The organism is Streptomyces sp. NPDC058691, from assembly GCF_042714775.1.
Classification (GTDB): Bacteria; Actinomycetota; Actinomycetes; order Streptomycetales; family Streptomycetaceae; genus Actinacidiphila.
In genome coordinates this window covers 90,717-117,217 of the sequence record NZ_JBHXSO010000005.1, presented here as the reverse complement: position 1 = coordinate 117,217, position 26,501 = coordinate 90,717, and the positions used below count along the sequence as shown (strand labels likewise).

Sequence of the window (26,501 nt, the reverse complement as noted above, 5' to 3'; positions counted from 1 at the left end):
CCCTGGGGGTAAGGGGGTGTGTGCGGGCGGGCCCCGGTCCGGGAGTTCGGGAGGTCGGGAGTTCGGGAAACGTTTCAGCTGACGTGGCGTCGCATGCTGACGGTGGGCTGGAACTCGCTCAGCGGGCTCACGCCGCGGCCGGCCGGCACGGCGTTCGCCGCTCGCCCGAGGATCGACTTGACCTCGGCGGCCAGGGCGTCGGCCCGGCTTTCCACCACGCCGGCGGAGTCGTCGCAGCGCTCCAGCGCGGCCAGCCGGCGGCGGACGTCGGCGAGCCGGGCGCGGTCGGCCCGGCCCAGGACGAGCGGGCGCGGGGTCGAGACGATGAACTGGTAGGCGCCGGCGAAGGTCTGGCATCCGGCGCAGTGCTGGTTGACGGCGCGGCTGATGTTCGTGGCGGTGATCCGCCGGATGTCGACACCGGACGTGGTGACGATCTGGAAGGACAGCGCGACCGACCGGCACGGCCGGTCGAGCGAGCAGCCGACGGAGGCGGCGACCGCCCGGTTGTGCGCGACGGCGGCGACGAGCGGACCGTACTCGTGCAGGGAGAACGAGTCGTCGTACTGGACCCGGTGGGCGCGGTTGGCCAGCGTGTGGGCCTCGTCCACGGCGGCGGCGACATCCCGGGGGATGCTCGACCGCGGCGCCACGACCGCGCCGGCCGGGGCCGCGGTGGCGAGGGCGGCCAGTCCTGCGGTGGCCAGCATGACCGGCCCGACGGCCTTGCGGCCGAACGTGCCGGTGCGGGGCTTTCGGTGCGTCACGTGCTTCTCCTGTACGGGTGTGCGGAAGGGGGTTGTGCGAAGGGGGCGGGAGGGCCCGCGCGTCACGAGGGGAAGGGCGCGGGGCTGATGAAGGTGAACGGCGGGGTGGACGGGGGCACCGACGGCGTCACCGAATCCGAGGGCGTGGCACTGGGCGAGCCCTCGGAAGGACTGGGCCCGGCCGTTCCGGTGGTCGCGCTCCCGCTGGGGGTCGGACCGCTGCCGGTGGGCTGCGGCGGGGCGGAGGTCCTGACGGCCGAGGGGGAGGCGCTGGGCGTCGCCGGAGCTGAGGAGGAGGCGCTCGGCGACGGTGACGCGGACGGCTCGGCCGTCAGGGGTACGGTGCTCGCCGCCGGGGGCAGCGAGGGCGGGGTGGTACTCGGCAGCGGCGAGGGCGCCACGGTGCGCAGCGGCCGGATCTCGGGCACTCCCGGCTGCAGGATCGGCGCGATCGGCGGTTGCGGCGGCAGCGGCTTGGGGGTGACGCCGCCCAGCCACGCACCGCACAGCGCGGCGCCTCCGGCCAGGACGACCCCGCAGATGGCCAGTCTCAGACGCAGGTTGCCCTCGGTGGCCCGGACCGCGGCGCGCACCAGCCGCCCGCCCAGGCGGACCGACAGGTAGGCCGCGCCGGCCAGCGGGCAGATCAGCATGAGGCTGCCGAGGATGCCGACCAGGCCCGCGGCGATCTCGCCGTCGGCGAAGGCGAACCAGGTACCGGCCAGTTGCTCGGCCAGCGACCGCAGACTCGTGGCCAGCAGGCGTGGCAGGTTCCACAGCACGTAGCCGAGTTCGGCCAGCAGCAGCGGCACCATGGTGACCACCCACACGGTGACGATGATCCGTGCGGAGCGCTTGAGGTCGGCGACGTCCGGGTGCACCGGGCGGCCCGGCCGCATGCTGAGCAGGATGGGCTTGATCTTGCCGAAGAGGTCGGGGACCCCGGCCAGGTCACCGAGGATGTAGTAGCCGTCGAGCCGCACGGCCGGCATCAACTGCTCGACGATCTCGAAGTGCGCGAGGTAGATCGCGCCGAGGAAGAAGGACTGCCCGGTGGCGAAGTACCCGCCGGCCAGGGCGAGTATGAAGACGACGTTGAAGTAGACGCCGCCCAGGTCGGTGCGCATGCGCCCGGCCCGGCCGATCCGGTACACGTCGGTGACGTCGGTGTACATGGACGGCCAGATCAGGAAGAGCCCGCAGCCGATGGCACCGGGCCGGGCCCCGCTGTAGCGGCAGGCCGACGCGTGCCCGAACTCGTGGAAGACCAGCGAGGCCACCGTCAGCGCGAACACCACGAGCATCAGCACCGGCTGTTCCAGCACCTCGAGCACCGGCGTCATCGCGCCGTGCACCAGGAACAGCCAGAACTCCATGACGACCGCCGCGCCGAGCACCAGCGCGACCACCGGTGGGCGGTGCAGCCAGGCCAGGGCGTTCGCGATCCGGGCGACCTGCCGTTCGCGCAGGATGACCCGGTGGCCCTTCAGGACCAGCAGCAGGTCCGCGGTCGGGCCGCTGACCTTGTCGTCCTCCTGGCCGAACGGCACGGTGACGCCGAGCGGCTGGAGCTTGTGCTCGATCAGGTAGTGGATGTTGTCCGCGCTGACCTCGCGGCCGAACCGGCCGCTCACCCGGTGCGAGACGGCCTCGGTGTCCCGGCGCCCGTCGATGGCGCCGGCGACCAGGTAGAGCAGCCTGCTCAGCTGCACGACCTGCCCGTCTCCCCGGCGGACCAGGTAGCGGGGCTCGGTGAAGCCCGATCCCTGGTATTCGCCCAGGAGTTGGAGTCCCGCGCCGAGGCGCGGAACCGGAAAGCCGGTGTCGTACGCGGGTGCGCTCGCATCCTCGTCGTACACCGCCGTTCCCGTGGGGCCGGGGCTGCCCGCCCTGTGACTGTGGGGCACCGTCTGCTCTTCCTCCCGAGGCGGACCGCACCGCGCCGGGCGCGGTCCGCACGCACACGGGTGTGGTTACTGGCGGATGCTGATCGCCTGGGTGGCCTCGGACTGGGCGACCGCGAACGGCGAGTCGACGTTGACGGCGAGCGAGTCGTTGTGGGCCTCGACGTGCGCCACGTGCTTGGTCACGTGCGTCGTCTTGACGAAGCTGAACTTCAGCTTGCCCAGGGCCTCGCGGCCGGGCAGCAGCTCCGCGGACTCGGCGTCGAGCTGGTCGTTGTTCATGAACGGGTACCTCTCTCGGAAGATGTGAAGCGCGTCGCCGCGGACTACTGGCAGATGCTGATGGCCTGGGTGGCCTGCGACTGCGCGACGGCGTACGGGGAGTAGGCGTTGACGCCGAGCGACTGGTTGTGGGCGTCGACGTGCGCGACGTGCTTGGTCACGTGCGTCGTCTTGACGAAGCTGAACTTGAGCTTGCCCAGGGCCTCGCGGCCGGGCAGCAGCTCCGCGGACTCGGTGTCCAGCTCTCGCATGTCGAGCATGGGGGTTCCTTCGGACGAGGGGTGTGGGCAGGGAGCGGATCCCTATCCGTCCATCCACACCGGACGAACTGTCTGACGGCGTTGGACAGTAGCCTCGCGCCCCACCCCCGGCAAGCGTCTTCGCCGATCCCGACGAACCGTCAACTGTGCTGCCGAATACGGGAAACGACTGGTGGGAGGCCACTCCACGGCCGGCCGGCCGCACACCTCGGCCACCCCGTTATCACTCGAACGGGTCAATCCGCCCGCTTCCCGAACTGAGGAAGTCCCCATGGAAGGGGCGAAGTCCGGCGAAACGGTGGCTATCCTCTCGATCTCCGAGGCGCAAGAGCCGACCGAGCCTCCGGTGAGAGGGGTGCAGGTGCTTTTCGTTCAAGGGGCGTCCGCAACCGCAGTCGTCCGCCACCGGACGGGAGAGTCCGTCGTCCTGCTTTCCGGCGAACTCCCCGCCGTCCTGACCCCTTCGAGTCTGAACGAACTGCTGAATCTGGCCGCGGCCGTTCTGACCCCGGAGGAGATGGAGCTCTTCCGCAGCTGTCTGACCGCACTGCGCTGCGGGGAGAAACTCCAGGAACGCCGCATCGAGGTCAGCGGCGCGATCCTCACTGTCCACAGCAGCTGAAATACATCACGAAGAATTTGGCCGACAGCATTTCCGGGGCATTTACAAAAACAACTCCGGCGACCGACATGCCGAATACCGATCACCCTGGAGGGTGTTTCCCGGGACCGTTCCCGGAAAGGTCCAAAAGCAGCAGACAGCAAAGCTCACGGGCGGTTTCCCACCTCGTCAACGAGTCCCTTCCGAGGTCGTCCGATCGGCCTCCACGGCACTCGTCGCCGAATGAATTCCGACCGGTCGCCGAGTAACGTCTGGCGGGCCATCCGGCAATTCATCCACCGTGAGGAGAAAACCGATGAGAAAACTCGCTCGGGCCGCTGCGACGACCGCCCTGGCAGCCGTCGCGGTGATCGTGCCGCTCACCGGCACGGCCCAGGCCGCGCCCTCGCACGCCGTGACCGGCGGCTGGGACGACGGGGGCCGCGACGGAGGCCGCGACGGAGGCTGGGGCCGGGGCCACCACGGAGGCTGGTGCGGAGACCACCACCGCAGCGGCGTCCGGCTGTGGACCTACTACCGCTGGAGCGGCAACTGGGGCCACGGCCGGGGCTGGGACAACCGCGGGGGTGATCGGTTCGGCTTCGGACGCGATCGCTTCGAGTTCGGACGCGACGGGAGGGACTGCGGCTGCAGCTACGGGTTCCGTGGCGGGCGTTTCTGATCCCGCCGGCTCATGAGGCGGGCCCCCGGGGGGCGCATTCCCCCGGGGGCCCGCCCTTGCCGCCATTGTGCGGGGTCAGCTGCTGTAGACCGTGAGGACCGCGCCGCTGACCTCGATGCGGCGTTCCTGGAGTTTCTCCCCGCAGCGCAGTGCGGTCAGACAGCTGCGGAAGAGCTCCATCTCCTCCGGGGTCAGAACGGCCGCGGCCAGATTCAGCAGTTCGTTCAGACTCGAAGGGGTCAGGACGGCGGGGAGTTCGCCGGAAAGCAGGACGACGGACTCTCCCGTCCGGTGGCGGACGACTGCGGTTGCGGACGCCCCTTGAACGAAAAGCACCTGCACCCCTCTCACCGGAGGCTCCGGGGGCCCACCCACACTCACCCCGGGACTGGTGACAATATCCCCGTTCTCCCCGCTCTTTGTCCGTTCTTGAGTTACTTCACCACCACCCACCACGGCAGGGCGGGCATGAGCATGTCGTTCCGGACGGGATGCCCCGGTCAGCGGACACCGGCAATGGCCAAATCAGCACACTGCTGCATCAGACCGTCCGGGCCATCGGCAGTACCCACTCGTCCGCAAATGGCGCCCCCATCTTCCCGCCCGCGCCGCTGCCCTGACGGCAGCTCAGCCGGGGGACCCCGGAGCGACCGCGGGGCCGGTGCCGGGCTCACGTTCGGGACCGGGCTCGCGTTCCGGCCCGGATTCCGCTTCGGGGGCGCTGCGCAGCAGGGATTCGACGAGTGCGGCGACATGCCGGCGATCGGCCTCGGACAGCCGCTGGACGCTGGCGATCAGCGTGGCGACCTCAGGGTCGGGGGCGACACCGCCCTCGCCGCCGGCGGCCGCGCCGTCCGCGAAGTACAGGTGGATCCCGCAGGCCTCGGCGGCGGCTCTGCGCACGGCGTCCAGCGGAAGTTCCAGACCCCGCGCCAGCCCGTCCAGGGTGGACTGCTGCGGCATCCTCGCGACCCGCGCGCTGGTCGCCAGGTGGTGCACGGTCGACCGCGGCACGCCTCCACGGCGTGCCACCTCGCCGTACGACCAGCCCTGCTGCTCCAGCCGGCGCCTGATCAGTTCCTGCAGTGCGTTCACCACGGGGTGGATTCTTCCTGCTAGCACGTCGGTTGACCCGTCCGAGTGAGATCGAGTCTATAGCGGCCACCGCGGTTCGCCCCGGCTCGGGCCGCCCTCACCTGCAACTTCACCTTTCCACGCGGCACCGCCCGGACCCAAATGCCGCGAAATGCTTGCCGCGAGACGTTCCAGCCACTAGCGTCCAACGTGACCAGACGAGTCGTCCAATACTTCTGGACGGCGCAGCGCGGACCACCCGTCCGCCCGTCCGCCTGGGCCGGCCCTCCTTCCGGCGGCGGTCCGTGTCCCGGAATCCTGACAGTGATTCCACGCGCCCCGGGGCGGTTCTCCCGAGCATCACGAAAACTGCACTCCGGACGCGTAGTCCTTACCTTCAACGCTTCCGCGATGCGGCACGTCACGCCCGGCACCCGCCGCATCCGGACGGAATCTAGAGGTGATCAACCCCAGCGAAACCCAGATGCCCAAAACTGGCCGCTTTTGCTCCATCCGATCAAGTGATTCAACGTCATGGGCATTGCTCACAGCACATGCCGACAGCTGACTTTCGGTGTTTTGCCGACACCTCCCGCCGGACCCACGTGCGCACGCTGATCACTTGCGGCAGAACCGGGAGAGGTATGTGCGACGAATTCTGCGGGCCCGCCCTCGCGGCCTGGCTCGCCCAGGGAACCGGTGGGACGGCGTCCCGGCTGCGCGCGTGGGAGCGCGCCAGGAACAGGGTGCTGCTGCTGCCCGCCGGTGTGCGATGGGACGCGGTGCGCCTCCCGGAGCGACCCGGCCACGAGGTCCACGCACGGCTGCAGGACAGCACCGCGCCGCTCGGGCCGGTCATGTGGGACCGCCGCTGCGGCTTCGTCTACTTCCTCGTGCCGCCCCACGGCGAGGACGTGTGGGCGCCGTTGGGGCTGCGTCACCTCACCCGCGGGTCGTGGCCGGCCGCGCGGGATCCCCGCCGGCCCGCACCGCACCCGGCGGTGTGGCTCTACCCCGGGGACGGCGTCCGGCTGACCGGCCCGGCGTATCTCCTCATCGCCTGCATGGAGGTGCTCACCGCGGGCACCGGCGCTCGGAAACGGCTGCCGGTGCCCCTGCGCTGAGTCCCGTGCTCACGCCCTGACGGCTCGCAGCGTGCGCACGATGCGCCGCACGGCCGGGTGGCGCCGCAACGCCTCGGCGCGGACCGGGGCGCCGCCAGGGAGCCGGAGGCTGGTCAGCCGGCGGCGCTTGAAGTACCGGGCGTGACCGGACTGATGGCCGGTCAGCCAGGCCTCCGCGTCCGGGCGCAGCGCGGGATGGGCCCGTGCCTGCATGCAGTAGCCGACGGCGCGGATCAGCGGGGCGAGTCGGTCGGCGACCAACTCGCCGGTGAGGGCCGGGGGCTTGCCGATCACCTCCGCGTCGCGTTCCAGATCGGGCAGCGCGGCGTCGATCAGCGTGAGCGGCACGCGGTTGCTGTTCTCGTACGGGCTGATCCGTTCCAGCAGCAGATCGGTGCCGACCCGGGCGGCCGGAATGCCGTAGAAGGACGCGGCGGTGATCAGCGCCGTAGAGAAGCAGCCCACGACGAGCTCGGGGCGGTCCCGTTCGAAGAGGGTCTCGGCGAGGACCGGGGCGTCCAGGACGGTGAGTTCGGCGCCGAGTTCCGCGGCGGCCCGCTCCAGGGAGCGCGACAGATGCACGGGGGCACTGGGATGCGGCTTGAAGAGCACCGAGGTGTGGCCCGCCGCCACCGCCCCGCGCAGCATGCGCGCGTGCAGCTCGTCCTCCTCCCGCTCCGAGATGAGCTCCAGCGCCGAGAGGTACTGGCCGAGGAGCACGGCGGTGTACCTTCCGGGCGCGGCGGGCGCGGCCGCGCCGATGCCGGAAAGCGTGCGCAGGAAGGGCTCGCCGGGGATCGGCACCGCTTCGACGCCGTACTCGGAGAGCAGCAGCGGGCGCAGTCCCGGGAGCAGGTCGAGGTGGAGCAGCCGCGCGATGCGGCAGGCGATGCCGCCCGGGAGACGGTCACGGGTGGGGCCGTAGCTCATCAGGCCGTCGGCGTACACGTGGATCGTGCTCTCGGCGAAGATCTCCGCCACCGCCCGGGAGGGGTTGGCCTGCAGGGACTCGCAGGCGATCTCGACGGGCCCGTCCCCGATGTCCCAGGCCAGGCGCAGCGCCCGTTCCCACAGGGTGAGGTCCTGCTCACGGGGGGACCAGCCGGCCGGATGGTGCGGGGCGATGGTCTCGTTCCAGGAGTGCACCGCGTCGAACTCCGGGCGCAGCTCCTCGAAACCGGCCATCCGGTCCAGGGGCGTGGTCAGTTCGGGGATGGCCGAGGTGTTGCTCACCACGAGGAGGCGGCGGTGCCCCTCGCGCGGGCCGAACAGCCCCGCCCGGACGGCCGCCGTGACGGTCGCCGCCGCGTACTGGGTCGCCGCGAAGAAGATCTGGATCATCTAGGACAATTCCTTCATGCCGGGCGCACGCCCGCCGCGCACCCGGCGCGGCGTCTGGTCCGGGGCGCAGTCGCTGTCTGCTCAGCATCACGGCCCGACTCCCCGGGAACCAAGCCCGGTTGCCGGATATCACCGGACCGGGTGACCTCTGTACGGGCGGCGCGCACCGCGCGTCACCCGTTCGCGGGTCCTGCCGGCCGCCGCGACGGATCCGCGCCCGCCCGTGCACCCGGAAAAAACTTCGGCCGACGTGTCGATCGGCGTGCCGCCCGTTCGACGCGTATGCAGAAGCGGGGCCACGGGCCCCGCCGGAGCGAATCGAAGCAGAGAAACAGAGGAGTACGGCCATGCGTTTCATGTCCCTGATCAGGATCAACGAGGACAACGTGCCGGCGGGCGGCCCGAGCGAGCAGCTGATGGCGGACATGGGCAAGCTCATCGAGGAGATGTCCGCGGCCGGCGTGCTGCTGGACACCGCCGGGCTGCGCCCGACCGCCGAGGGTTTCCGGATGCACTGGGACCACGGAAAGCTGACCGTCGTCGACGGTCCCTTCACCGAGTCGAAGGAGTTCATCGGCGGCTACGCGATCATCCAGGCCAAGTCGGTGGAGGAGGCGCTGGAGTGGACCAAGCGCTTCCTCCAGGTGCACGGCGAGGACTGGGAGCTCACCTGCGAGGTGCGCCAGATGGAGGAGGCCCCGGAGCTCGCCTGAAGGCGGGGGCGGCCCGCTCCCCCGAACGGGTTGCAGCTGCCCGGGGCGACTGCTCTGATGGGTGGTTGTGACCGGTACGGCTTCTGGCTCCGATGACGCCCGCCGAGCGATCGACGCGGTGTGGCGGATCGAGTCGGCCCGGGTGATCGCCGCTGTCGCGCGCGTCGTGCGCGACGTCGGCGTCGCCGAGGAGCTGGCGCAGGACGCCCTGGTCGCAGCCCTGGAGCAGTGGCCGCGCGACGGTGTCCCGGCCAACCCCGGCGCCTGGCTGACGGCAGCGGCCAAGCACCGCGCGATCGACCTCGTCCGCCGCAAGGAGGTCTTCGCGCGGAAGCTGGAGGAACTGGGGCACGCCCTGGAGGCGCGCCCGCCGGAGTCCGAGGCCGGCTTCGCGGCGGCCGAGGCCGCGGCGGACGACGACATCGAGGACGACCTGCTCCGGCTGGTCTTCACCGCCTGCCACCCGGTGGTGTCCACCGAGGCGCGGGTGGCGCTCACGCTGCGGCTGCTGGGCGGCCTGACGACCGCCGAGATCGCGCGGGCCTTCCTGGTGCCCGAGGCGACGGTCGCGCAGCGCATCGTCCGGGCGAAGCGGAACCTGGCCAAGGCGGAGGTCCCCTTCGAACAGCCGCAGGGACCGGACCGGGTCGAGCGGCTGTCCTCGGTGCTGGAGGTCATCTACCTGGTCTTCAACGAGGGGTACTCGGCGACCGCCGGGGACGACTGGATGCGTCCGGCGCTGTGCGAGGACGCGCTGCGCCTCGGCCGCCTGTTGGCCGGCCTGATGCCGAAGGAGCCCGAGGTCCACGGCCTGGTCGCGCTGATGGAGATCCAGGCTTCCCGCGCCGCTGCCAGGACGGGCCCGGACGGTCAGCCGGTGCTGCTGGTCGACCAGGACCGGCGGCGCTGGGACCGGCTGCTGATCCGCCGCGGCTTCGCCGCACTGGCCCGCTCCGACGCGGCCGGCGGACCGCCGGGTCCGTACGCGCTGCAGGCCGCCATCGCCGCCTGCCACGCACAGGCGGCGCGTGTGCAGGACACCGACTGGCGGCGCATCGCCGATCTGTACGGCGTGCTGGCACTGCGGGCGCCGTCCCCGGTGGTGGAGCTCAACCGGGCGGTCGCGGTCACCATGGCGTACGGGCCGCAGGAGGGGCTGGCGGTGGTCGACCGGCTGACCGACGAGCCCGCGCTGCGCGAGTACCACCTGCTGCCGAGCGTCCGGGGAGACCTGCTGGAGCGCCTGGGCCGGCATGACGAGGCGCGTACGGAGTTCCTGCGCGCCGCCGGGCTCACGCGCAACGAACGCGAGCGCGCGCTGCTGCTGGGACGTGCCTCGGCGGCTCAGACCCGGGGCGGGGAGTCCGGCGGCCCTGCCTGAAAGCCGCGGCGGCGCGGGCCGCCGCGGAGCGCGTGCAGCATGACCATCATGAGGACCGGGCACATCAGGGCCACCGCGAGGATGAACACCGCGGCGAAGGGAACGCCCAGGCCCAGGGCGACCGCCACCGCGACGGCGGCGAGGACCAGGACCGCGGCCCACAGGCGCCCGGTGCGCGGCAGGCCCGGAATCCTGGCTGTCTTCGAGGTCTTCGGGGTACCCGGCGCATCCGGCGTCTGCGGCGTACTCAGCGTTCGCATCGCGGCCTCCCGCGTCAGCTCGCCGACGGCATGCGTCTCATCGTACGCCGGGGGCGGCGTCGCGCCCCCTGGCCGGCGCGTCCGGCCGGGACCGCACGAGCCCCGGACCCGCGGGCAGGCGTCATCCCGCGGGGTACGCTCCGCGCCGCGGCGGAACCGGGCCCGCACGGGGGACGTCTCCACGGCCATCACCCCCGACACCCACCCGAGAGGGGCCCGGCATGACCGGCACCGCGAGCCGCTACCTCTATCTGACCCGGCACGCGGAGGCGCTGCCCGACGAGAGCGGCCTGACGGAGAACGGCTTCCGGCAGGCGGAACTCCTCGGCGAGCGCCTCAAGGGAACCCCGATCACCGCCGTCCACCACGGCCCGCTCACCCGGGCCGCACAGACCGCCGCACTCGTCGGCGAGCGACTGGGCGGCGCGGTGACGGTGGAGGCGAACGAGTCGGTGGGCGACTACCCGCCCTGTTTCCCGGCGGATTCCGAGCTGCCCCCGGACAGCGCGTACTTCCTCTCCCGCTTCCTGGACCGCTTCGGCCCGGAGGACCGCGCGTGGGGGCCGCAGCTGGCGCGAGAGGCACTGGCGCGCTTCACGGGGCCGCCCGCCGCGGGAAAGGAAACCCACGAGCTCGTGGTCACCCACAACTTCCTGATCGGCCGGCTGGTCTCGGCGGCCCTCGACGCGCCGCCGTGGCGCTGGCTGAGCCTCAACCATGCCAACGCCGCCCTGACCGTCATCCGCTACACGCCGGGACGTCCGCACTCCGTCCTGCTCTACAACGACATGCGGCACCTTCCGGAAGAGCTGCGCTGGACGGGTTTCCCCGCCGAGCTGCACTTCTGAGCCCGTCCGCGCGGGCTCCTGGGCACCGCGGTGCGGGCCGACGGCCCCTTCGGCCTCTGGCAGTGCCCCATCGGGGGTGCTAGAAATGCGACATGGTCGACGTTCTCGGTCGATTCGGGGCGTATCGGTGCGATCGCTGAGCGAGAAGAGTCCCCGTAGCGTCGCCGGGCAGGTCTTCGTCCTGCAGGTGGCGGTGGTCGTGCTGCTCGTGGCCTGCGGAATGCTCGCCCTGGTGCTGCAGTCCCGGCACGACAGCGAGCGCGAGGCCGTCAACCGCTCGGTCGCCGCCGCGCGCACCTTCGCGCGCTCCCCGGGGCTGACGGAGACCCTGAAGAGCCCCGATCCCTCCAAGGTGCTCCAGCCGGTCACGGAGCTGGCCCGCAAGGAGGCGGGGGTCGACTTCATCGTCGTCATGGACACCCACGGCATCCGCTACACGCACCCCATACCGGCACGGATCGGCCAGCGGTTCGTCGGCACCATCGAGCCGTCGCTGCACGGCCGGGTCTACACCGAGAGCGTCCACGGCCCGCTCGGCCACGAGGTGCAGGCCGTCGTCCCGGTCCACGACCCCGTCGACGACCCGCACGGCAAAATCATCGCCCTGGTCTCGGCCGGCATGAAGGTCAAGAACGTGACCCTCGTGGTGAACCGGCAGCTGCCGATCATCCTCGGGGCGGGCGCCGCCGCGCTCGCCCTGGCCATGGCGGGGACGGCGCTCATCTCCAAGCGGCTGCGGCGGCAGACCCACCGCCTGGACCCGGTCGAGATGAACCGCATGTACGAGCACCACGACACGGTGCTGCACTCCGTCCGGGAGGGCGTGCTCATCGTCTCCGGCGACGGCCGGCTGCTGCTCGTCAACGACGAGGCCGAGCGTCTGCTCGACCTGCCCGCCGACTCCGAGGGGCGGCACGTCACCGAGCTGGCGGACCTCGAACCCGCCATGGTCGGGCTGCTGACCTCCCGCCGCGAGGCCACCGACGAGATCCTGCCGGCCGGCGACCGGCTGCTGGCGGTGAACCAGCGGTGCACGAACCGCGCCGACGGCCTGACGGGCTCGGTGGTGACCCTGCGCGACTCCACCGAGCTGCAGGCGCTCGCCGGCCGCGCCGAAACCGCCCGCGAACGGCTCAAACTGCTCTACGATGCGGGCCTGGGCATCGGCACCACGCTCGACGTGGTCCGCACCGCGGAGGAGCTGGCGGAGGTCGCGGTGCCCCGCTTCGCCGACTACGTGACCGTCGATCTCGCCGACCCCGTCCTGCACGGCGAGGAGCCCACCGGCGCGGCGGCCGTCGACATGCGCCGCACCGCCGTCAGCGGCATCCGCGACGACGCGCCGCTGTACCCCCTGGGCAAGCTGATCGACTTCCTGCCGTCCACCCCCCAGGCGCGCGGCTTCGGCACCGGACGCTCCGAGGTGGTGACCGACCTCGGCCACGACCCCGGCTGGCTCGCCCAGGACCCCGAGCGGACGCGCAGCATCGTCCGCTACGGCATCCACTCGCTCATCGCGACCCCGCTCAAGGCCCGGGGCGTCGTCCTGGGCGTGGTCAACTTCTGGCGCTCGGAGAAGCCGGAGCCGTTCGACGAGGAGGACCTCTCGCTCGCCGAGGAACTGGTGGCCCGCGCGGCCATCAACATCGACAACGCCCGCCGCTACACCCGCGAGCACGCCCTGGCCGTCACCCTGCAGCGCAGCCTGCTGCCGCGCGCCCTGCCCGAGCAGAGCGCGCTGGACGTCGCCCACCGCTACCTGCCGGCCCAGTCCGGCGTCAGCGGCGACTGGTTCGACGTGATCCCGCTGCCCGGCAACCGGGTGGCGCTCGTCGTCGGCGACGTCGTCGGCCACGGGCTGCACGCCGCCGCCACCATGGGCAGGCTGCGCACCGCGGTGCACAACTTCTCCACCCTCGACCTGCCGCCGGACGAGCTGCTGGGCCATCTGGACGACCTGGTCGGCCGCATCGACCAGGACGAGTCGGACGCCGACGTCGGGGCCGGAGTGACGGGCGCCAGCTGCCTGTACGCGATCTACGACCCCGTCACGGGGCGCTGCGCCATGGCGCGGGCCGGCCACCACCCGCCCGCGCTGGTGCGCCCCGACGGCAGCGTGGAGTTCCCCGACCTGCCCGCCGGCCCCCCGCTGGGCCTGGGCGGCATGCCGTTCCGGACCGCGGAGCTGGAGCTCGCCGAGGGCACCCAGCTCGTCCTGTACACCGACGGGCTCATCGAGGACCGCACGCGCGACCTGGACGTGGGCATGGAGATGCTGCGCCGGGCGCTCGCCACGCACCCGAAGCGGGCGCCGGAGGACAGCTGCCGGGCCGTGCTGGAAGCGCTGCTGCCCGGCCGCCCCAAGGACGACGTGGCCCTGCTGATCGCCCGGACCCGTCGGACCCCCGCCGACCACGTCGCCGAATGGGAGGTGCCGGTCGACCCCGCCGCCGTCGCGGGCATGCGCACGGCGGTGACCGAGCGGCTGGAGCAGTGGGGCCTGTTCGAGCTGAGCTTCGGCGCCGAGCTGATCCTCAGCGAGCTGCTCACCAACGCGATCCGCTACGGCTCCGCGCCGATCTCCGTACGCCTGCTCCGCGACCGCGCCCTGACCTGCGAGGTCTCCGACGGCAGCAGCACCTCGCCGCACCTGCGCTACGCGGCCACGACCGACGAGGGCGGCCGCGGCCTCTTCCTGGTCGCCCAGATCGCCGAACGCTGGGGCACCCGCTACACCCCCGACGGCAAGGTCCTGTGGGCCGAGCAGCCACTGCCCGCGTGGAACGCCGGGGAGGCGGCCGTCGGGCTGCCCGACGCCGTCGACGCGGCCGCCCCCTGACCCGCCTCCCGGGCGAGCGCGCGGCACCCAGCGGCGTGCCGCCTTGATCGCGTGCGCGACGGCTGGCTGGGCTGGGGACCCACCGGCCGAAGCCGCCGGGCCTCTCCAAGGAGAACTGATGGCGACGACGCACGAGCTGACGTCACCCCGCGCCCGGCGCTCCGGCGCCCATGCCGCGCCACGGCGCGGCACCCGGTGGCCGGCGACCCTCCTGCCGGCCGCCGTGGCCCTGGCCTTCACCGCGGCCCAGCTCCTCCTGGTGGTCGCCCCCGGCCTCACCGTGCTCGGCTGGGACGAGTCGGTGTACGTCAGCCAGGTGGCGCCGCACATCCCGGCGGCGTTCTTCAGCGCACCCCGTGCACGCGGCGTTCCGGCGCTCGTCGCGCCCATGGTGATGCTGACCTCGTCGACGGTCGCGCTGCGCGTCTATCTGGCGCTGCTGTCGGGTGCCGCGCTCTTCTTCGCGCTGCGGGTGTGGCGGCCCCTGGTGCGGCCGTCCGTGCTCGCGCTCGCGGGAGCGCTCTTCGCGAGCCTGTGGGTGACGCTCCTGTACGGCCCGCAGGCCATGCCCAATCTGTGGGTGGCGCTGATCGGTCTCGCCGCGGTCGGCTGGTTCCTGCGGGCGGCGGCACCGGGCCCGGTGGACCGGGCCGCCTTCGCCGGCCTGGGGCTCTCCTTCGTGGCGCTCACACTGCTGCGGCCCCACGACGCGGCCTGGCTCGCCCTGCCGCTCGGCATCGCCGCGCTCCTCGCCCGCGGCGGACGGCGCACGCTGCTGCTCCTGGCCGTCCTGGCCGCCGGGGTCGTGCTGGGCGGCGCCCAGTGGGCCGCCGAGGCCGTCACCTCCTACGGCGGGGTACTGGAGCGGCTGCGGCGCTCCAGCGAGATCGAGGGCGGCTTCGGGTGGCATGTGGCCGTCGCGGACCAGCTGAGCACTCTCGACGGCACGAGCCTGCTCTGCCGCCCCTGCGACGCCGTGTGGGAGCACCGCGCCGACGCGGTGTGGTGGTTCGTGCTGCCGGTCCTGGCGGCCGCGGGAACCGTCCTCGGCCGCCCGGCGGCGGTGCGCGGCGTCCGGGCGCTGCCCGCCCTGTGCGGGCTGTCCCTGGCACTGCCCTATCTGCTGTTCATCGACTACGCCGCGCCGCGCTTCCTGCTCCCCGCCTACGCCTTGCTGACGCTGCCCGCCGCCGCGTGCCTGGCGCGGCTGCCCGCGCTCGTGCGGCCCGCGCTGCGCCCCGCCGTCCTCGTGGCCGTCGCCGTGGCGCTGGCGGCGCAGCTGGCCGGTCAGCAGGTCGTGCTGCACCGCGCGGTGCGGATCGCCGCCACCGGCAACGGCGACTACCTGCGCATCGCGACACGGTTGCACCAGCTCGGGGTCCTGCCGCCCTGCCTGGTCACCGGCCCCATGGCGGGCCCCGTGGGCTACCAGGCCCGCTGCGCCTCCGGGCAGGTCGCCGGCCACAACGGCGACATGACCGCCGCCGAGGTCGCCCGCGCCGCCCTGCACCGGCCGGTCGCCGTCATCATGCCGCCGCACCGGCTGCCGCCCGCGTACGCCCGCTCCTGGCCGTCCCGGCCGCTGACCGGGCTGCGGCACCACCATGGCTACCGGGTCCTGCTCTCCCCGCGGTGACGTCACAATGAAGCGGTGATCGCGGATGTCCGGCTGCCCTCCCCCCTCGTCGAGCTGACCGGCGACGAGCGGCTGGCGGGGCGCGGCATCCGCATGCTGGTCAAGCGGGACGACCTGATCCACCCGGAAGTGCCCGGCAACAAATGGCGCAAGCTCCACCTCAACCTGCGCGCCGCCGCCGACTCGGGACACCGGGTGCTGCTGACGTTCGGCGGCGCCTACTCCAACCACCTGCGCGCGACCGCCGCCGCGGGCCGCCTGCTGGGGCTGTCCACCGTCGGTGTCGTGCGCGGCGACGAACTGGCAGGGCGCCCGCTGAACCCGTCACTCGCCCGTGCCGCCGCCGACGGCATGCGCCTGCACTTCCTGGACCGGGCGGCCTACCGCCGCAAGGACGAGCCGCAGATCCTCGCGCAGCTCCTGGAACGGTTCGGCCCCGCCTATGTGGTCCCCGAGGGCGGCAGCAACGCCCTGGCCGCACAAGGGTGCGTCGCGCTCGGCGAGGAACTGCGCGGCGCGGCGGACGTCGTGGGCGTCGCCTGCGGCACGGGCGGCACCCTGGCGGGGCTCGCGGCGGGGCTGGGCCCGGACCAGCGGGTGATCGGCTTTCCCGTCCTCAAGGGAGGCGGATTCCTGCGGGAGGACATAGGCCGCCTCCAGGAGGCGGCCTTCGGCGGGCGGCGCGGCGACTGGCGGCTGGAGGAGCGCTTCCACCACGGCGGCTACGCGCGCCGCACGCCCGCCCTCGACGCCTTCGCGGAGGACTTCGGCGCGCGCCACGGCTTCGTGCCGGACCCCGTGTACGTGGCCAAGATGCTGCACGGCCTGTTCACGCTGGCCGCCGAGGGCGCCTTCGCCGAGGGGACGGTCATCGCGGCCGTCGTGACGGGGCGGCCGAGCGGTTAGCCTAGGCGGCATGATCCGACCCGCGGCGCCCGAAGACATCCCGGAGATCCACTCGATGATCCGCGAGCTGGCGGAGTACGAGCGGGAGCCGGACAGCGCGCGGGCGACGACGGAGCAGCTCCACGAGGCGCTTTTCGGCCCCGGCGCGGCGGTCTTCGCTTTCGTCGCCGAGGACGACCACACCGGCGCGGCCGTGGGCTTCGCCCTGTGGTTCCTGAACTTCTCCACCTGGACCGGCACCCACGGCGTGTACCTTGAGGACTTGTTCGTACGCCCCTCCGCGCGCGGGGGCGGCCACGGGAAGGCGCTCCTCGCCGAACTGGCCGCCGTCTGCGTCGAGCGGGGCTACGAGCGCTTCGAGTGGTCCGTGCTGGACTGGAACGAGCCGTCGATCGCGTTCTACCGTGCGATGGGCGCCCGTCCCCAGGACGGATGGACGGTGCAGCGGCTGGCCGGCGAACCGCTGCGCACCCTCGCGGAGCAGGCCCGTGTCAACAAAGCGACTTCTCTTTCGAATTGAGACCCCTCGCCCCCTACCCACGGTGCGTGCACATACGCCTACTATGGGTGACAGCCATGAGGTGCCGGGCCGGGGCTCATTCGTGGCGGCGGCCGTGCTCCGTCCGGGCGACACCGGGGTATGGATCGCGATAGCGTCGCTGGCGAACCGAACCAGATCAGTGCAATGCCGATGAGGGCAGAGCGAGTGCCACCTTGGAGGTGAGGGTGTCCGAGATCGCAGGCGAGCCCGGGTCGAAGGACTTCGTCGAGGTCCGGCTGCCCGCGGCGGGGGCCTATCTTTCGGTGCTGCGTACGGCGACCGCCGGCCTCGCGGCCCGCTTGGACTTCACCCTCGACGAGATCGAAGACCTGCGCATCGCCGTTGACGAGGCGTGCGCGATCCTGCTCCAGCAGGCCGTCCCGGGGTCCGTGCTGAGCTGCGTCTTCCGCCTGGTCGGGGACGCGCTGTGGGTGACCGTGTCGGCGCCCACGACCGACGGCCGCGCCCCGGAGCGCGACACCTTCGCCTGGACGGTGCTGTCCGCCCTGGCCGGCGAGGTGGACTCCAGCGTGGCCGAGGACAAGACCGTGAGCATCGCCCTGCACAAGAAGCGCGGTGCCGGACCGGGACAGCTGTAACGGGGGAATCGCCGTGAACGATCTGGAAGGCAGTACGCCTGGGGTGCGGGGCCGCCCCGTACCCGCCCCTGCGGCGCGACAGCACGAGGCGCGACCCCATCCCGGCAGTGGACCGGCGGACCGTCCCGAGGACAAGGACGCGGCCGAGCAGGCGGATCAGGCGGATCAGGCAGGTCGCATGGAGCAGGAGCAGCAGGCGCAGCACGAGCACCACGACCCGCACGACCGGGCCGGGGCGCGTGCGCTCTTCGTGGAGCTGGGCAAGCTTCCGCCGGGTTCGCCGGAGCGCGCCGAGCTGCGCAACCGGCTGGTGCGGATGCACCTGCCGCTGGTGGAGCACCTCGCCCGGCGCTTCCGCAACCGCGGCGAGCCGCTGGACGACCTCACCCAGGTCGCCACGATCGGCCTGATCAAGTCCGTCGACCGGTTCGACGTCGACCGCGGGGTGGAGTTCTCCACGTACGCCACCCCCACCGTCGTCGGCGAGATCAAGCGGCACTTCCGGGACAAGGGCTGGGCCGTACGTGTCCCGCGCCGCCTCCAGGAACTGCGGCTCGCGCTCACGACGGCCACCGGCGAGCTCTCCCAGCGGCACGGGCGGGCCCCGACCGTGCACGAGCTGGCCGAGCACCTGAAGATCACGGAGGAGGAGGTCCTCGAGGGCCTCGAATCCGCGAACGCCTACAGCACGCTCTCGCTCGACGTCCCCGACACCGACGACGAGTCGCCGGCCGTCGCGGACACCCTGGGCGCCGAGGACGACGCCCTGGAGGGCGTGGAGTACCGGGAGTCCCTCAAGCCGCTGCTGGAGCAGCTGCCGCCGCGCGAGAAGAAGATCCTGCTGCTGCGCTTCTTCGGCAACATGACGCAGTCGCAGATCGCCCAGGAGGTCGGCATCTCCCAGATGCACGTCTCCCGGCTGCTCGCCCGCACGCTGGCGCAGCTGCGCGACAAGCTCCTCGTCGAGGAGTAGCCGAGGAGTGTCGGCCGCCCCGCCGGGCGGCCGGGCCGTGCCCTAGTCCCCGGCGGCGGGGGCGATGCCGAGTGCCTCGGTGGCCGCGGGGTGCACGAGGAGCACCAGTTCGGCGATCGCCGCGGCGCCCAGGGCGGCGCCCGCGGCGATCATCACGCCGCCGTTCTGCACCATCGTCCAGGCGACCGGCAGTGCGACGAGCTGGATGATGAGGGCGGGTCCCCGGCTCCAGCGGCGGGCGTGCCACAGGCCGTACGCCGCCGCCAGGGGCATCGCCGCCAGGGCCAGCACCGTCAGGCCGCCGGCCTCGGCCTGGCGCGGGCTGTCGGGGTTGCCGACCAGCCCGAGGACGAGCATCGCGATGCCCCACGCGGCCAGCGCGGCGCCTTCCACTGCCGCGACCGCGGCGGCCGCCACAAGGCGGCTCGTACGGCCCGGGCGCACGGTGTTCTCCTTGCCACTCACCCCAGCAGGGTAGCCGTCCCGCTCCACCGGGAGTACGGGGCGGTACCGCCCGGTAGGTACCCTGGCGGTCATGCGCGCTCTCCTCGTGGTCAATCCCGCCGCCACCACCACCAGCGCCCGTACCCGTGACGTCCTCGCGCACGCGCTCGCCAGCGACCTGAAGCTCGAGGTGGCCGCCACCGAGTACCGGGGGCACGCGCGCGACCTCGCGCGGCAGGCCGCCGAGGGCGGGGAGATCGAGCTCGTCGTGGCCCTGGGCGGTGACGGCACGGTCAACGAGGTCGTCAACGGGCTGCTGCACAACGGCCCCGACCCGGAGGGGCTGCCGAAGCTCGCGGTGGTACCCGGCGGCTCCACGAATGTCTTCGCGCGCGCCCTGGGGCTGCCCAACGATCCCGTGGAGGCGACCGGCGCCCTCTTGGACGCGCTGCGGGAGGGAAGTTCGCGGACGGTCGGGCTGGGCCGTGTGAGCGGCACGCCGGGCACCGCGGACGAGGGCGTGCCGGCGCGCTGGTTCACCTTCTGCGCCGGCCTCGGATTCGACGCGGGCGTCGTCGGCCGGGTCGAACAGCAGCGGGAGATCGGCAAGCGTTCGACGCACGCGCTCTACATACGGCAGATGGTCCGGCAGTTCCTCGCCGAGCCCAGTCGCCGCGGCGGGTCGATCACGCTGGAGCGGCCCGGCGAGGACCCGGTCACCGACCTCGCGATCGCCATAGTCTGCAACACCGCCCCCTGGACCTACCTGGGCAATCGCCCGGTCTACGCGTCGCCGCGGGCGTCCTTCGACACCGCCTTGGACGTGCTCGGACTCTCCCGTCTGTCGACCGCCGCGGTGACCCGTATCGCCGCACAACTGCTGCGGTCGACCCCCGAGCGGGGGCCGCACGGCAAGCACGCGACCTCGCTGCACGATCTGACGGACTTCACCTTGCATTCGCAGGCGCCACTGCCGTTCCAGGTGGACGGAGACCACCTGGGACTGCGAATCAGCGCAACCTTCTCAGGCGTACGCCGTGCACTGCGTGTGATTGTGTAAGCAGAAGGACATAAAGTCCTTCCACTCGAACGTTTAGGCTGCCCTGCACCCCATGGAAGTACGGCTGTGACCGAGCCGACACCGAGGAATCAAAAAAAAGTTTCCGGAAGGGGTTGTATCCGCAGCCCAGGTTTGCGAGGCTCTTCCTGGCGATCGGGACAGCCGCTCTTCGGGCGTCCTCAGTAGCCGGAATCCTCACCACACCCCCGCGGGACCGCACCCAGGAGACTGGGCGATGTCCCGTGTCGTGTCTGGGGATTCGTGAAAGCGTTCACATTCACAAGCAACTTGCATGCAATACAAGGAGATGGAGCAGCCATGGACTGGCGTCACAACGCCGTTTGCCGCGAAGAAGACCCTGAGCTCTTCTTCCCTATCGGCAACACCGGTCCTGCGCTGCTGCAGATCGAGGAAGCCAAGGCCGTCTGCCGCCGCTGCCCCGTCATGGAGCAGTGCCTGCAGTGGGCGCTTGAGACCGGCCAGGACGCCGGCGTGTGGGGTGGCCTCAGCGAGGACGAGCGTCGCGCAATGAAGCGCCGCGCCGCCCGCAACCGCGCCCGCAACGCCAGCGCCTGACGCACACGCTTACCCCCGAGCCGCAGCGCGCAGAACCTCCGAACCGCGCAGCATCGCGACGCAAAAAGCCCCGGCAGCTCCCTCGAGCCGCCGGGGCTTCCGCGTTCCTCCGGCCGGGCGTACGGCGGGCGTTCAGCTTTCCAGCGAGAGCTCCAGCAGCACCTTCGTCCCGCGCTCCCCGGCCGGGACCATGTCGAAGGTGCCGCCCAACTCCCCCACCATCAGGGTCCGTACGATCTGCAGGCCGAGGTTGCCCGCCTGCTGGGGATCGAAGCCCGGCGGCAGGCCGCGGCCGTCGTCCCGCACCGCGATCGTCAGCCTTCCCTGGCGCCGCTCCGCCGAGACCTCGACCGAGCCCTGCTCGGTGGGGCCGAATCCGTGCTCCAGGGCGTTCTGCAGCAGTTCGGTGAGGATCATCGCCAGCGGGGTGGCGACATCCGCGCTGAGGATGCCGAAGCGGCCGGCGCGCCGGGTGCTGACCCGGCCGGGTGAGATCTCGGCGACCATGGCCAGGACCCGGTCGGCGATCTCGTCGAACTCGACGCGCTCGTCGAGGTTCTGCGACAGGGTCTCGTGCACGATCGCGATCGAGCCGACCCGCCGCACCGCTTCCTCCAGCGCCTCGCGCCCCTGGTCGGAATCCATCCGCCGGGCCTGCAGCCGCAGCAGGGCGGCGACCGTCTGGAGGTTGTTCTTCACCCGGTGGTGGATCTCCCGGATGGTGGCGTCCTTGGTGATCAGCTCCCGCTCGCGGCGGCGCAGTTCGGTCACGTCGCGCAGCAGCACCAGCGAGCCGCTGCGCACACCCTTGGGGCTCAGCGGGATGGCGCGCAGCTGGATGACGCCGCCGTTGCCCTCGATCTCGGTCTCGCGCGGCGCCTTGCCGCTGGCGACGGTCACCAGCGCCTCGTGGCTCTTGCCGCGCGAGGGGGCCAGCTCGGCCGTGGCGGTGCCCAGATGGTGGCCGACGAGGTCCGCGGCCTGACCGAGGCGGTGGTAGGCGGAGAGCGCGTTGGGGCTGGCGTACTGGACGATGCCCTCGGCGTCGAGGCGGATCAGCCCGTCGCCGACGCGCGGCGAGGCGTCCATGTCGACCTGCTCGGACGGGAACGGGAAGGTGCCCGCCGCGATCATCTGCGCCAGGTCGGACGCGCTCTGCAGATAGGTGAGCTCCAGCCGGCTCGGGGTGCGCACCGTGAGCAGATTGGTGTTGCGCGCGATCACCCCGAGGACCCGGCCGGCCCGGCGTACGGGGATCGACTCGACCCGCACCGGCACCTCCTCGCGCCACTCGGGGTCGCCCTCCCGCACGATCCGGCCCTCGTCGAGCGCGGCGTCCAGCATCGGGCGGCGGCCGCGCGGCACGAGATGGCCGACCATGTCGTCCTGGTAGGAGGTGGGGCCGGTGTTGGGGCGCATCTGCGCGACGGAGACATAACGCGTGCCGTCGCTCGTGGGCACCCACAGGACGAGGTCGGCGAAGGAGAGATCCGAGAGCAATTGCCACTCCGACACCAGCAGATGGAGCCACTCGAGATCGGAATCGTCGAGGTCGGTGTGCTGGCGTACGAGATCGTTCATGGAGGGCACGCAAATGAGCGTACCCGCGCTCATGGCAAGCGCTGACATCCAGTCCCCACAAAGGCCTTCGAGCGCCTATGATCTGACTGCGTCAGCTTATGGACAACTGATAATGGTCTAGTCCAGAATTGACGTGAACAACTGAACTTCCGCCCTTCCCGCACAGAAGGGTGGAGCGAGGCCGGAGCGCTCTCTGCCCTGACTGCGCCAGGCCTCACGAGTCGGCCCTGACGGGCCGCGGGAACCGCACACCCCGCGTGCCACGGTGCCGACAGCAGCTCCGGGCTGCGGTGCTGGACGGGTTGAGGGTCCCGTTCCGGCGCCGCGGCCCGAAGTGGTTTCCGGGGGCCCGCGCGCCTGCGCTTCCCCGGGTCTCCCGTTCCCCCGCGGCTTTCCCGTGCCGATCATGCGCCCGGCACGCGCCGCGGCTTCACACCTTTGACGATTGACGCCGGCGGCACTCCCCCGGCTCCCCTTCCCGCACGGCACGCGAAAGGCCCGTGGACGAAGCGGGCGGGAATTCCCTCACCCTCCCCGCCCACGGGCCGGGCCGCGGGGCGGCGTCAGTGCGTCTCGGTCACCTTCGCCAGGGCGCGCGGCGCGTCCGGGTCCTGGCCGCGGGCGATCGTCACCTCGTAGGCGAGCATCTGCAGCGGCAGGATCTCCAGGATCGGCTGGACCTCCTCGGCCACGCCGGCGGTCGGCAGCACGAAGCCCGCGGACGCGGCCTCGACGGACGCCTCGTTGCCGATCACGACGAGGTCGGCGCCCCGGCCACGGAGCCGGTCGAGGACCGGCTGCAGCGCCTGGCCGCCCCTGCCCTCGGTGACGATGGCGATGACCGGCGAGACGTTGTCGACCATCGCCAGCGGGCCGTGCAGGAGGTCCGCGCCGGAGAAGGACAGGGCCGGGATGTAGCTGGTCTCCATCAGCTTCAGCGCGGCCTCCTTCGCGGTCGGGTAGCCGTAGCCCCGCGAGGTGAGCACCAGGCGCTCGGCGAAGCGGTACCGGCCGGCGAGCGCCTTGACCTCCTCCTTGCGGGCGAGGATCTGCTCGGCGAGCTCGGGGAGGATCTTGGCGGCGTTGCCGTCGCCGCCGCGCAGGCCCTCGACGAAGAGGTAGAGGGCGAGCAGCTCGGCCGTGTACGTCTTGGTCGCCGGGAGCGCCTTCTCCGGTCCGGCGAGCACGTCGATGTGGAACTCGGAGACCTCGGCCAGCGGCGAGTCGGCGTTGTTGGTGACCGCCAGGGTGATCGCGCCGGCGTCGCGGGCGGCCCGGGTGGAGGCGACCAGGTCGGGCGAGCCGCCGGACTGGCTGACGGTGATGACCAGACAGTCGGTGAGGTCCGGGCGGGCGCCGTAGGCGGTCGTGGTGGACATGGAGGTCAGGCCCGCCGGCTTGCCGAGCAGCACTTCGATCAAGTACTTCGCGTACAGCGCCGCGTTGTCGGACGTGCCGCGCGCGGTGAGCAGCACGAAGCGCGGATTGCGCGCGGCGATCCGCTCGGCGATCTCACGGATGCGCGGCGCGCCCTCCTCGAGGATGCGGCGCAGCACGGTGGGCTGCTCGGCCATCTCGCCGGACATGATCCGGCCCGGCATCGGGGGCTGCTGGGTCGGAGTCGGGGCGGACATTCTGGGGGCCTCCAGGTCGGTCTCCGGAACAGGTGGCGCCGCCGGGACGGTCAGGCGTCGGCCTCCTTGCCGACGATGACCTCCGCGGCCGCTCGCCCGCACACGCGGGCCGCGCCATGGGTCGCGATGTGCAGCGCGCCGGAGGGCGGAGCCTGGGGAACGCCCATCTCCACCACCGCCGTGTCCGGCCGGGCGGCGAGCAGGGCGCCCAGCGCCTCGGCCATCCAGGGGTGACGGTGCACGTCACGGACCACTGCGACGATCCTACGGTTCGCCGCCGAGCGGAGCACATTTGCGGTCAAAGCATCACCTTGGCGAAAGGTGCCGGTCACCGTCCCCGGCAGGAGCCGGTCCAGTTCCGCGGCGACGCCCCACGGCGTCTCGGCGCCGACCGCGATGTTGGCGACCGGGGTGAACGCGGCGACGTAGGGCGCCTCGGTGATCGGCACGTACTCCTCGGTCCGGGTCACGCGCAGCGCGCGGCGCGCCGCCGTGAGCCCGATCTCCGGGTCCGGCGCGGTGCCGGCGGCGGAGCCGGCGGCGGAGCCGGCCGCGCCCGCGGCCCAGGCCGCCAGCGCCCGTACCCGGGCGGCCGCGTCGGCGAGCCGCCCGCGCGGCAGTTCGCCGGCGCGCACGGCGTCGACGATGGCGTCCCGCAGCGCGACCACGGTCTCCTCGTCGGCGAGGCCGCCGCCGACGCAGATGGCGTCGGCACCCGCGGCGATCGCCAGCACCGTGCCGCGTTCGACGCCGTAGGTGTCGGCGATGGCGCGCATCTCGATGCCGTCGGTGACGATGAGGCCTTCGTAGCCGAGCCCGTCGCGCAGCAGCCCGGTCAGGACGGCGGGGCTGAGCGTGCCGGGGCGGTCCGGGTCCAGCGCCGGGACGAGGATGTGCGCGCTCATGACGGCCTTGGTGCCGGCGGCCAGGGCGGCGCGGAACGGGGCCAGTTCACGCGAGTGCAGGGTGTCCAGATCCACGTCCACCTTGGGCAGCGCGTGGTGGGAGTCCACGGAGGTGTCGCCGTGCCCGGGGAAGTGCTTGGTGCAGGCGGCCACGCCCGCGGACTGCAGGCCCTCGACGTAGGCGGCGGTGTGCCTGGCCACGAGCAGCGGCTCGGAGCCGAAGGAGCGCACGCCGATGACCGGGTTGCCCGGGTCGGAGTTGACGTCGGCGGAGGGCGCCCAGTTGAGGTTGACCCCGCAGTCGGCCAGCCGGCGGCCCAGTTCGGCGGCGACGTCCCGGGTCAGGGCGGTGTCGTCGACCGCGCCGAGCGCGAGGTTGCCGGGGAAGGAAGAGCCGCTGCGGGCCTCCAGCCGGGTCACGTCGCCGCCCTCCTCGTCGGCGGCGATCAGCACCTCGGGTCGTACGGCGCGCAGTTGCGCGGTGAGCGCGGCGAGCTGCTCGGGCGACTCGATGTTGCGGGCGAACAGCGCGACGGAACCCAGGCCCTCCGCGAGCCGGCGCAGCAGCCACTCGGGGGCGGTGGTGCCGTGGAAGCCGGGCTGCAGCACGGCCAGGGCGTCCCGCGCGAGCTCGTCGGCGTCCGCGGTGCCGTCGGGGATCTGACTCAAGGTCTCGGTCATCCCTTCACCGCCCCGGCGGTCAGGCCGGCGGCGACCTTGCGCTGCACGATCAGGAAGAAGATCACCACAGGAACGCCCATCATGGTCGAACCCGCCATCATCGGCGCGTAGTCCGTGCCCCGCGAGGTGACGAAGTTGCCCAGCCAGACGGTGGCGGTCTGGTGCTCCTGGCTCATGATGAGCATCGCGTAGAGGTACTCGTTCCAGGCCTGGATGAGCGCGTAGATCGAGGTGGCCACGAGGCCGGGGGCGAGCAGCGGCAGGACGATCCGGAGGAACGCGCCCATGCGCGTGCAGCCGTCGACCATCGCCGACTCCTCCAGCTCCTTGGGGATGTTGACGATGAAGCCGCGCAGCGTCCAGACCGTGAAGGGCAGGATGAAGGTCAGGTAGGTGATGACCAGACCGGAGAGCTTGTCGATCTGGTCGATCTGGTTGAGCAGCAGGAAGACCGGGATGATCATCGCGACCAGCGGCACCATCTGCACGGCGAGGATCGCGACGATGATCGCCTTGCGGCCGCGGAAGACGAAGCGCGAGATGGCCAGCGCCGCCAGCAGCCCGATGATCAGACCGAGGCCCACCGTCGAGCCGGAGACGATGAGGCTGCGGCCGACCGAACCCCAGAAGTCGCCGATGTCGAGGGCGTCGGAGAAGTTCTGGAAGGACAGGCTGGTCGGGAAGAACTTGGGGTTCGGGTCGATGGCGTCCTTGGCGGGCTTGAACGCCGTGTTCAGCATCCAGTAGACCGGGAACCCGGTGACGACCACGACCAGCAGGCCGAGCAGGTTGTAGACGGCGCGTCCCTTGCGGCGCGGGCGCCGGGTGGCGCGGCGGGCCGGCGAGGCGGGCGGTGCCGCCGGGGCGGGGGCGGTGTCGAGCACGGTCG

The 26,501-nt window shown here is 72.2% G+C and carries 27 protein-coding genes; 14 read left to right on the top strand and 13 right to left on the bottom strand.

Annotation, left to right across the window (positions count from 1 at the left end):
* Positions 1-74: 74 nt before the first annotated feature.
* The 4 genes from ACFWVC_RS05680 to ACFWVC_RS05665 all read right to left on the bottom strand — a co-directional run bounded on the left by ACFWVC_RS05680 (position 75) and on the right by ACFWVC_RS05665 (position 3,213).
* Positions 75-767 carry a hypothetical protein gene (locus ACFWVC_RS05680; protein WP_384278265.1) on the bottom strand — a complete coding sequence of 231 codons (693 nt, stop codon included), beginning with the start codon at positions 765-767 and terminating at the stop codon, positions 75-77.
* 62 nt (positions 768-829) lie between these two features.
* The gene (locus tag ACFWVC_RS05675; protein ID WP_384278258.1) at positions 830-2,674 is read right to left on the bottom strand and encodes a hypothetical protein; all 1,845 of its coding nucleotides are present in this window, start codon (positions 2,672-2,674) and stop codon (positions 830-832) included.
* A 66-nt stretch (positions 2,675-2,740) separates the two neighbouring features.
* The gene (locus tag ACFWVC_RS05670; RefSeq protein ID WP_319665719.1) at positions 2,741-2,953 is read right to left on the bottom strand and encodes a hypothetical protein; all 213 of its coding nucleotides are present in this window, start codon (positions 2,951-2,953) and stop codon (positions 2,741-2,743) included.
* 44 nt (positions 2,954-2,997) lie between these two features.
* Complete coding sequence (locus ACFWVC_RS05665; protein WP_384278245.1) at positions 2,998-3,213, bottom strand: hypothetical protein; 216 nt, start codon at positions 3,211-3,213, stop codon at positions 2,998-3,000.
* Positions 3,214-3,484: 271 nt separating this feature from the next.
* Here ACFWVC_RS05665 and ACFWVC_RS05660 point away from each other — a divergent pair, with 271 nt between their 5' ends.
* Both ACFWVC_RS05660 and ACFWVC_RS05655 read left to right on the top strand, forming a co-directional pair.
* Entirely contained in the window at positions 3,485-3,835 is a 351-nt protein-coding gene (locus ACFWVC_RS05660) for a hypothetical protein (RefSeq protein WP_384278238.1), read from the top strand.
* A 295-nt stretch (positions 3,836-4,130) separates the two neighbouring features.
* Positions 4,131-4,496: a hypothetical protein gene (locus tag ACFWVC_RS05655; RefSeq protein ID WP_384278231.1), complete on the top strand. Its 366-nt coding sequence runs from the start codon at positions 4,131-4,133 to the stop codon at positions 4,494-4,496.
* 75 nt (positions 4,497-4,571) lie between these two features.
* Here the strand turns inward: ACFWVC_RS05655 and ACFWVC_RS05650 are convergent, their stop codons facing one another.
* Together ACFWVC_RS05650 and ACFWVC_RS05645 are read right to left on the bottom strand one after the other, a co-directional pair.
* Entirely contained in the window at positions 4,572-4,832 is a 261-nt protein-coding gene (locus tag ACFWVC_RS05650; RefSeq protein ID WP_384278226.1) for a hypothetical protein, read from the bottom strand.
* A 291-nt stretch (positions 4,833-5,123) separates the two neighbouring features.
* Positions 5,124-5,594, bottom strand: coding sequence for a helix-turn-helix domain-containing protein (locus ACFWVC_RS05645; RefSeq protein WP_384278222.1), 471 nt, complete (start codon positions 5,592-5,594; stop codon positions 5,124-5,126).
* A gap of 620 nt (positions 5,595-6,214) precedes the next feature.
* Here ACFWVC_RS05645 and ACFWVC_RS05640 point away from each other — a divergent pair.
* Positions 6,215-6,694, top strand: a complete 480-nt coding sequence (locus tag ACFWVC_RS05640; RefSeq protein ID WP_384278215.1) for a hypothetical protein — start codon at positions 6,215-6,217, stop codon at positions 6,692-6,694.
* 9 nt (positions 6,695-6,703) lie between these two features.
* Here ACFWVC_RS05640 and ACFWVC_RS05635 read toward each other — a convergent pair whose 3' ends face one another.
* Positions 6,704-8,035 carry a polysialyltransferase family glycosyltransferase gene (locus tag ACFWVC_RS05635; RefSeq protein WP_384278209.1) on the bottom strand — a complete coding sequence of 444 codons (1,332 nt, stop codon included), beginning with the start codon at positions 8,033-8,035 and terminating at the stop codon, positions 6,704-6,706.
* A gap of 347 nt (positions 8,036-8,382) precedes the next feature.
* Between ACFWVC_RS05635 and ACFWVC_RS05630 the strand changes: the two genes are divergently transcribed.
* Together ACFWVC_RS05630 and ACFWVC_RS05625 are read left to right on the top strand one after the other, a co-directional pair.
* Positions 8,383-8,748 carry a YciI family protein gene (locus ACFWVC_RS05630; RefSeq protein ID WP_384278204.1) on the top strand — a complete coding sequence of 122 codons (366 nt, stop codon included), beginning with the start codon at positions 8,383-8,385 and terminating at the stop codon, positions 8,746-8,748.
* 67 nt (positions 8,749-8,815) lie between these two features.
* A complete protein-coding gene (locus ACFWVC_RS05625; RefSeq protein ID WP_384278198.1) occupies positions 8,816-10,129 on the top strand; it encodes an RNA polymerase sigma factor in 1,314 nt (437 codons plus the stop codon).
* Here ACFWVC_RS05625 and ACFWVC_RS05620 read toward each other — a convergent pair.
* Entirely contained in the window at positions 10,093-10,389 is a 297-nt protein-coding gene (locus ACFWVC_RS05620; protein ID WP_384278195.1) for a hypothetical protein, read from the bottom strand. The two genes, ACFWVC_RS05625 and ACFWVC_RS05620, sit on opposite strands and share 37 nt — an antisense overlap.
* A 221-nt stretch (positions 10,390-10,610) precedes the next feature.
* Here ACFWVC_RS05620 and ACFWVC_RS05615 point away from each other — a divergent pair, with 221 nt between their 5' ends.
* From ACFWVC_RS05615 to ACFWVC_RS05585, 7 genes are all read left to right on the top strand, one after another.
* Positions 10,611-11,237, top strand: coding sequence for a histidine phosphatase family protein (locus ACFWVC_RS05615; RefSeq protein ID WP_384278192.1), 627 nt, complete (start codon positions 10,611-10,613; stop codon positions 11,235-11,237).
* A gap of 85 nt (positions 11,238-11,322) precedes the next feature.
* A complete protein-coding gene (locus tag ACFWVC_RS05610) occupies positions 11,323-14,076 on the top strand; it encodes a SpoIIE family protein phosphatase (RefSeq protein ID WP_384278188.1) in 2,754 nt (917 codons plus the stop codon).
* Between the two features lie 118 nt (positions 14,077-14,194).
* Positions 14,195-15,712, top strand: a complete 1,518-nt coding sequence (locus ACFWVC_RS05605) for a hypothetical protein (protein WP_384278185.1) — start codon at positions 14,195-14,197, stop codon at positions 15,710-15,712.
* Positions 15,713-15,727: 15 nt separating this feature from the next.
* Positions 15,728-16,618, top strand: coding sequence for a 1-aminocyclopropane-1-carboxylate deaminase/D-cysteine desulfhydrase (locus tag ACFWVC_RS05600; RefSeq protein ID WP_384278179.1), 891 nt, complete (start codon positions 15,728-15,730; stop codon positions 16,616-16,618).
* A gap of 10 nt (positions 16,619-16,628) precedes the next feature.
* Positions 16,629-17,138, top strand: a complete 510-nt coding sequence (locus tag ACFWVC_RS05595; protein ID WP_384278173.1) for a GNAT family N-acetyltransferase — start codon at positions 16,629-16,631, stop codon at positions 17,136-17,138.
* 206 nt (positions 17,139-17,344) lie between these two features.
* Complete coding sequence (locus ACFWVC_RS05590) at positions 17,345-17,758, top strand: anti-sigma regulatory factor (RefSeq protein ID WP_319665704.1); 414 nt, start codon at positions 17,345-17,347, stop codon at positions 17,756-17,758.
* A gap of 43 nt (positions 17,759-17,801) precedes the next feature.
* A complete protein-coding gene (locus tag ACFWVC_RS05585; RefSeq protein ID WP_384278648.1) occupies positions 17,802-18,731 on the top strand; it encodes an RNA polymerase sigma factor SigF in 930 nt (309 codons plus the stop codon).
* Between the two features lie 42 nt (positions 18,732-18,773).
* On the opposite strand, the gene ACFWVC_RS05580 is transcribed toward ACFWVC_RS05585, so the two are convergent.
* A complete protein-coding gene (locus tag ACFWVC_RS05580; protein ID WP_384278164.1) occupies positions 18,774-19,196 on the bottom strand; it encodes a hypothetical protein in 423 nt (140 codons plus the stop codon).
* 70 nt (positions 19,197-19,266) lie between these two features.
* On the opposite strand from ACFWVC_RS05580, the gene ACFWVC_RS05575 reads away from it, so the two are divergent.
* The gene (locus ACFWVC_RS05575) at positions 19,267-20,235 is read left to right on the top strand and encodes a diacylglycerol/lipid kinase family protein (RefSeq protein WP_384278157.1); all 969 of its coding nucleotides are present in this window, start codon (positions 19,267-19,269) and stop codon (positions 20,233-20,235) included.
* Positions 20,236-20,553: 318 nt separating this feature from the next.
* The gene (locus ACFWVC_RS05570; RefSeq protein ID WP_018563321.1) at positions 20,554-20,811 is read left to right on the top strand and encodes a WhiB family transcriptional regulator; all 258 of its coding nucleotides are present in this window, start codon (positions 20,554-20,556) and stop codon (positions 20,809-20,811) included.
* 132 nt (positions 20,812-20,943) lie between these two features.
* Here ACFWVC_RS05570 and ACFWVC_RS05565 read toward each other — a convergent pair whose 3' ends face one another.
* The 4 genes from ACFWVC_RS05565 to ACFWVC_RS05550 form a co-directional block, all read right to left on the bottom strand.
* Complete coding sequence (locus tag ACFWVC_RS05565; RefSeq protein WP_384278644.1) at positions 20,944-22,392, bottom strand: sensor histidine kinase; 1,449 nt, start codon at positions 22,390-22,392, stop codon at positions 20,944-20,946.
* Between the two features lie 563 nt (positions 22,393-22,955).
* A complete protein-coding gene (locus ACFWVC_RS05560) occupies positions 22,956-24,026 on the bottom strand; it encodes an SIS domain-containing protein (RefSeq protein ID WP_384278147.1) in 1,071 nt (356 codons plus the stop codon).
* 50 nt (positions 24,027-24,076) lie between these two features.
* Positions 24,077-25,612 (bottom strand): glycoside hydrolase family 3 protein, encoded by a 1,536-nt coding sequence (locus ACFWVC_RS05555; RefSeq protein ID WP_384278141.1) that lies wholly within the window; start codon positions 25,610-25,612, stop codon positions 24,077-24,079.
* Positions 25,609-26,496, bottom strand: coding sequence for a carbohydrate ABC transporter permease (locus ACFWVC_RS05550; RefSeq protein WP_384278136.1), 888 nt, complete (start codon positions 26,494-26,496; stop codon positions 25,609-25,611). Before ACFWVC_RS05550 ends, ACFWVC_RS05555 begins: the two co-directional genes overlap by 4 nt.
* Positions 26,497-26,501 lie beyond the last annotated feature (5 nt).

Coding starts and splice junctions, on each gene's coding strand:
- ACFWVC_RS05670 (WP_319665719.1), bottom strand. CDS start 2,953: ATGAACAACGACCAGCTCGACGCCGAGTCCGCGGAGCTGCTGCCCGGC.
- ACFWVC_RS05665 (WP_384278245.1), bottom strand. CDS start 3,213: ATGCTCGACATGCGAGAGCTGGACACCGAGTCCGCGGAGCTGCTGCCC.
- ACFWVC_RS05660 (WP_384278238.1), top strand. CDS start 3,485: ATGGAAGGGGCGAAGTCCGGCGAAACGGTGGCTATCCTCTCGATCTCC.
- ACFWVC_RS05655 (WP_384278231.1), top strand. CDS start 4,131: ATGAGAAAACTCGCTCGGGCCGCTGCGACGACCGCCCTGGCAGCCGTC.
- ACFWVC_RS05640 (WP_384278215.1), top strand. CDS start 6,215: ATGTGCGACGAATTCTGCGGGCCCGCCCTCGCGGCCTGGCTCGCCCAG.
- ACFWVC_RS05635 (WP_384278209.1), bottom strand. CDS start 8,035: ATGATCCAGATCTTCTTCGCGGCGACCCAGTACGCGGCGGCGACCGTC.
- ACFWVC_RS05630 (WP_384278204.1), top strand. CDS start 8,383: ATGCGTTTCATGTCCCTGATCAGGATCAACGAGGACAACGTGCCGGCG.
- ACFWVC_RS05620 (WP_384278195.1), bottom strand. CDS start 10,389: ATGCGAACGCTGAGTACGCCGCAGACGCCGGATGCGCCGGGTACCCCG.
- ACFWVC_RS05615 (WP_384278192.1), top strand. CDS start 10,611: ATGACCGGCACCGCGAGCCGCTACCTCTATCTGACCCGGCACGCGGAG.
- ACFWVC_RS05610 (WP_384278188.1), top strand. CDS start 11,323: ATGCGACATGGTCGACGTTCTCGGTCGATTCGGGGCGTATCGGTGCGA.
- ACFWVC_RS05605 (WP_384278185.1), top strand. CDS start 14,195: ATGGCGACGACGCACGAGCTGACGTCACCCCGCGCCCGGCGCTCCGGC.
- ACFWVC_RS05595 (WP_384278173.1), top strand. CDS start 16,629: ATGATCCGACCCGCGGCGCCCGAAGACATCCCGGAGATCCACTCGATG.
- ACFWVC_RS05575 (WP_384278157.1), top strand. CDS start 19,267: ATGCGCGCTCTCCTCGTGGTCAATCCCGCCGCCACCACCACCAGCGCC.
- ACFWVC_RS05570 (WP_018563321.1), top strand. CDS start 20,554: ATGGACTGGCGTCACAACGCCGTTTGCCGCGAAGAAGACCCTGAGCTC.
- ACFWVC_RS05565 (WP_384278644.1), bottom strand. CDS start 22,392: ATGAACGATCTCGTACGCCAGCACACCGACCTCGACGATTCCGATCTC.
- ACFWVC_RS05560 (WP_384278147.1), bottom strand. CDS start 24,026: ATGTCCGCCCCGACTCCGACCCAGCAGCCCCCGATGCCGGGCCGGATC.
- ACFWVC_RS05555 (WP_384278141.1), bottom strand. CDS start 25,612: ATGACCGAGACCTTGAGTCAGATCCCCGACGGCACCGCGGACGCCGAC.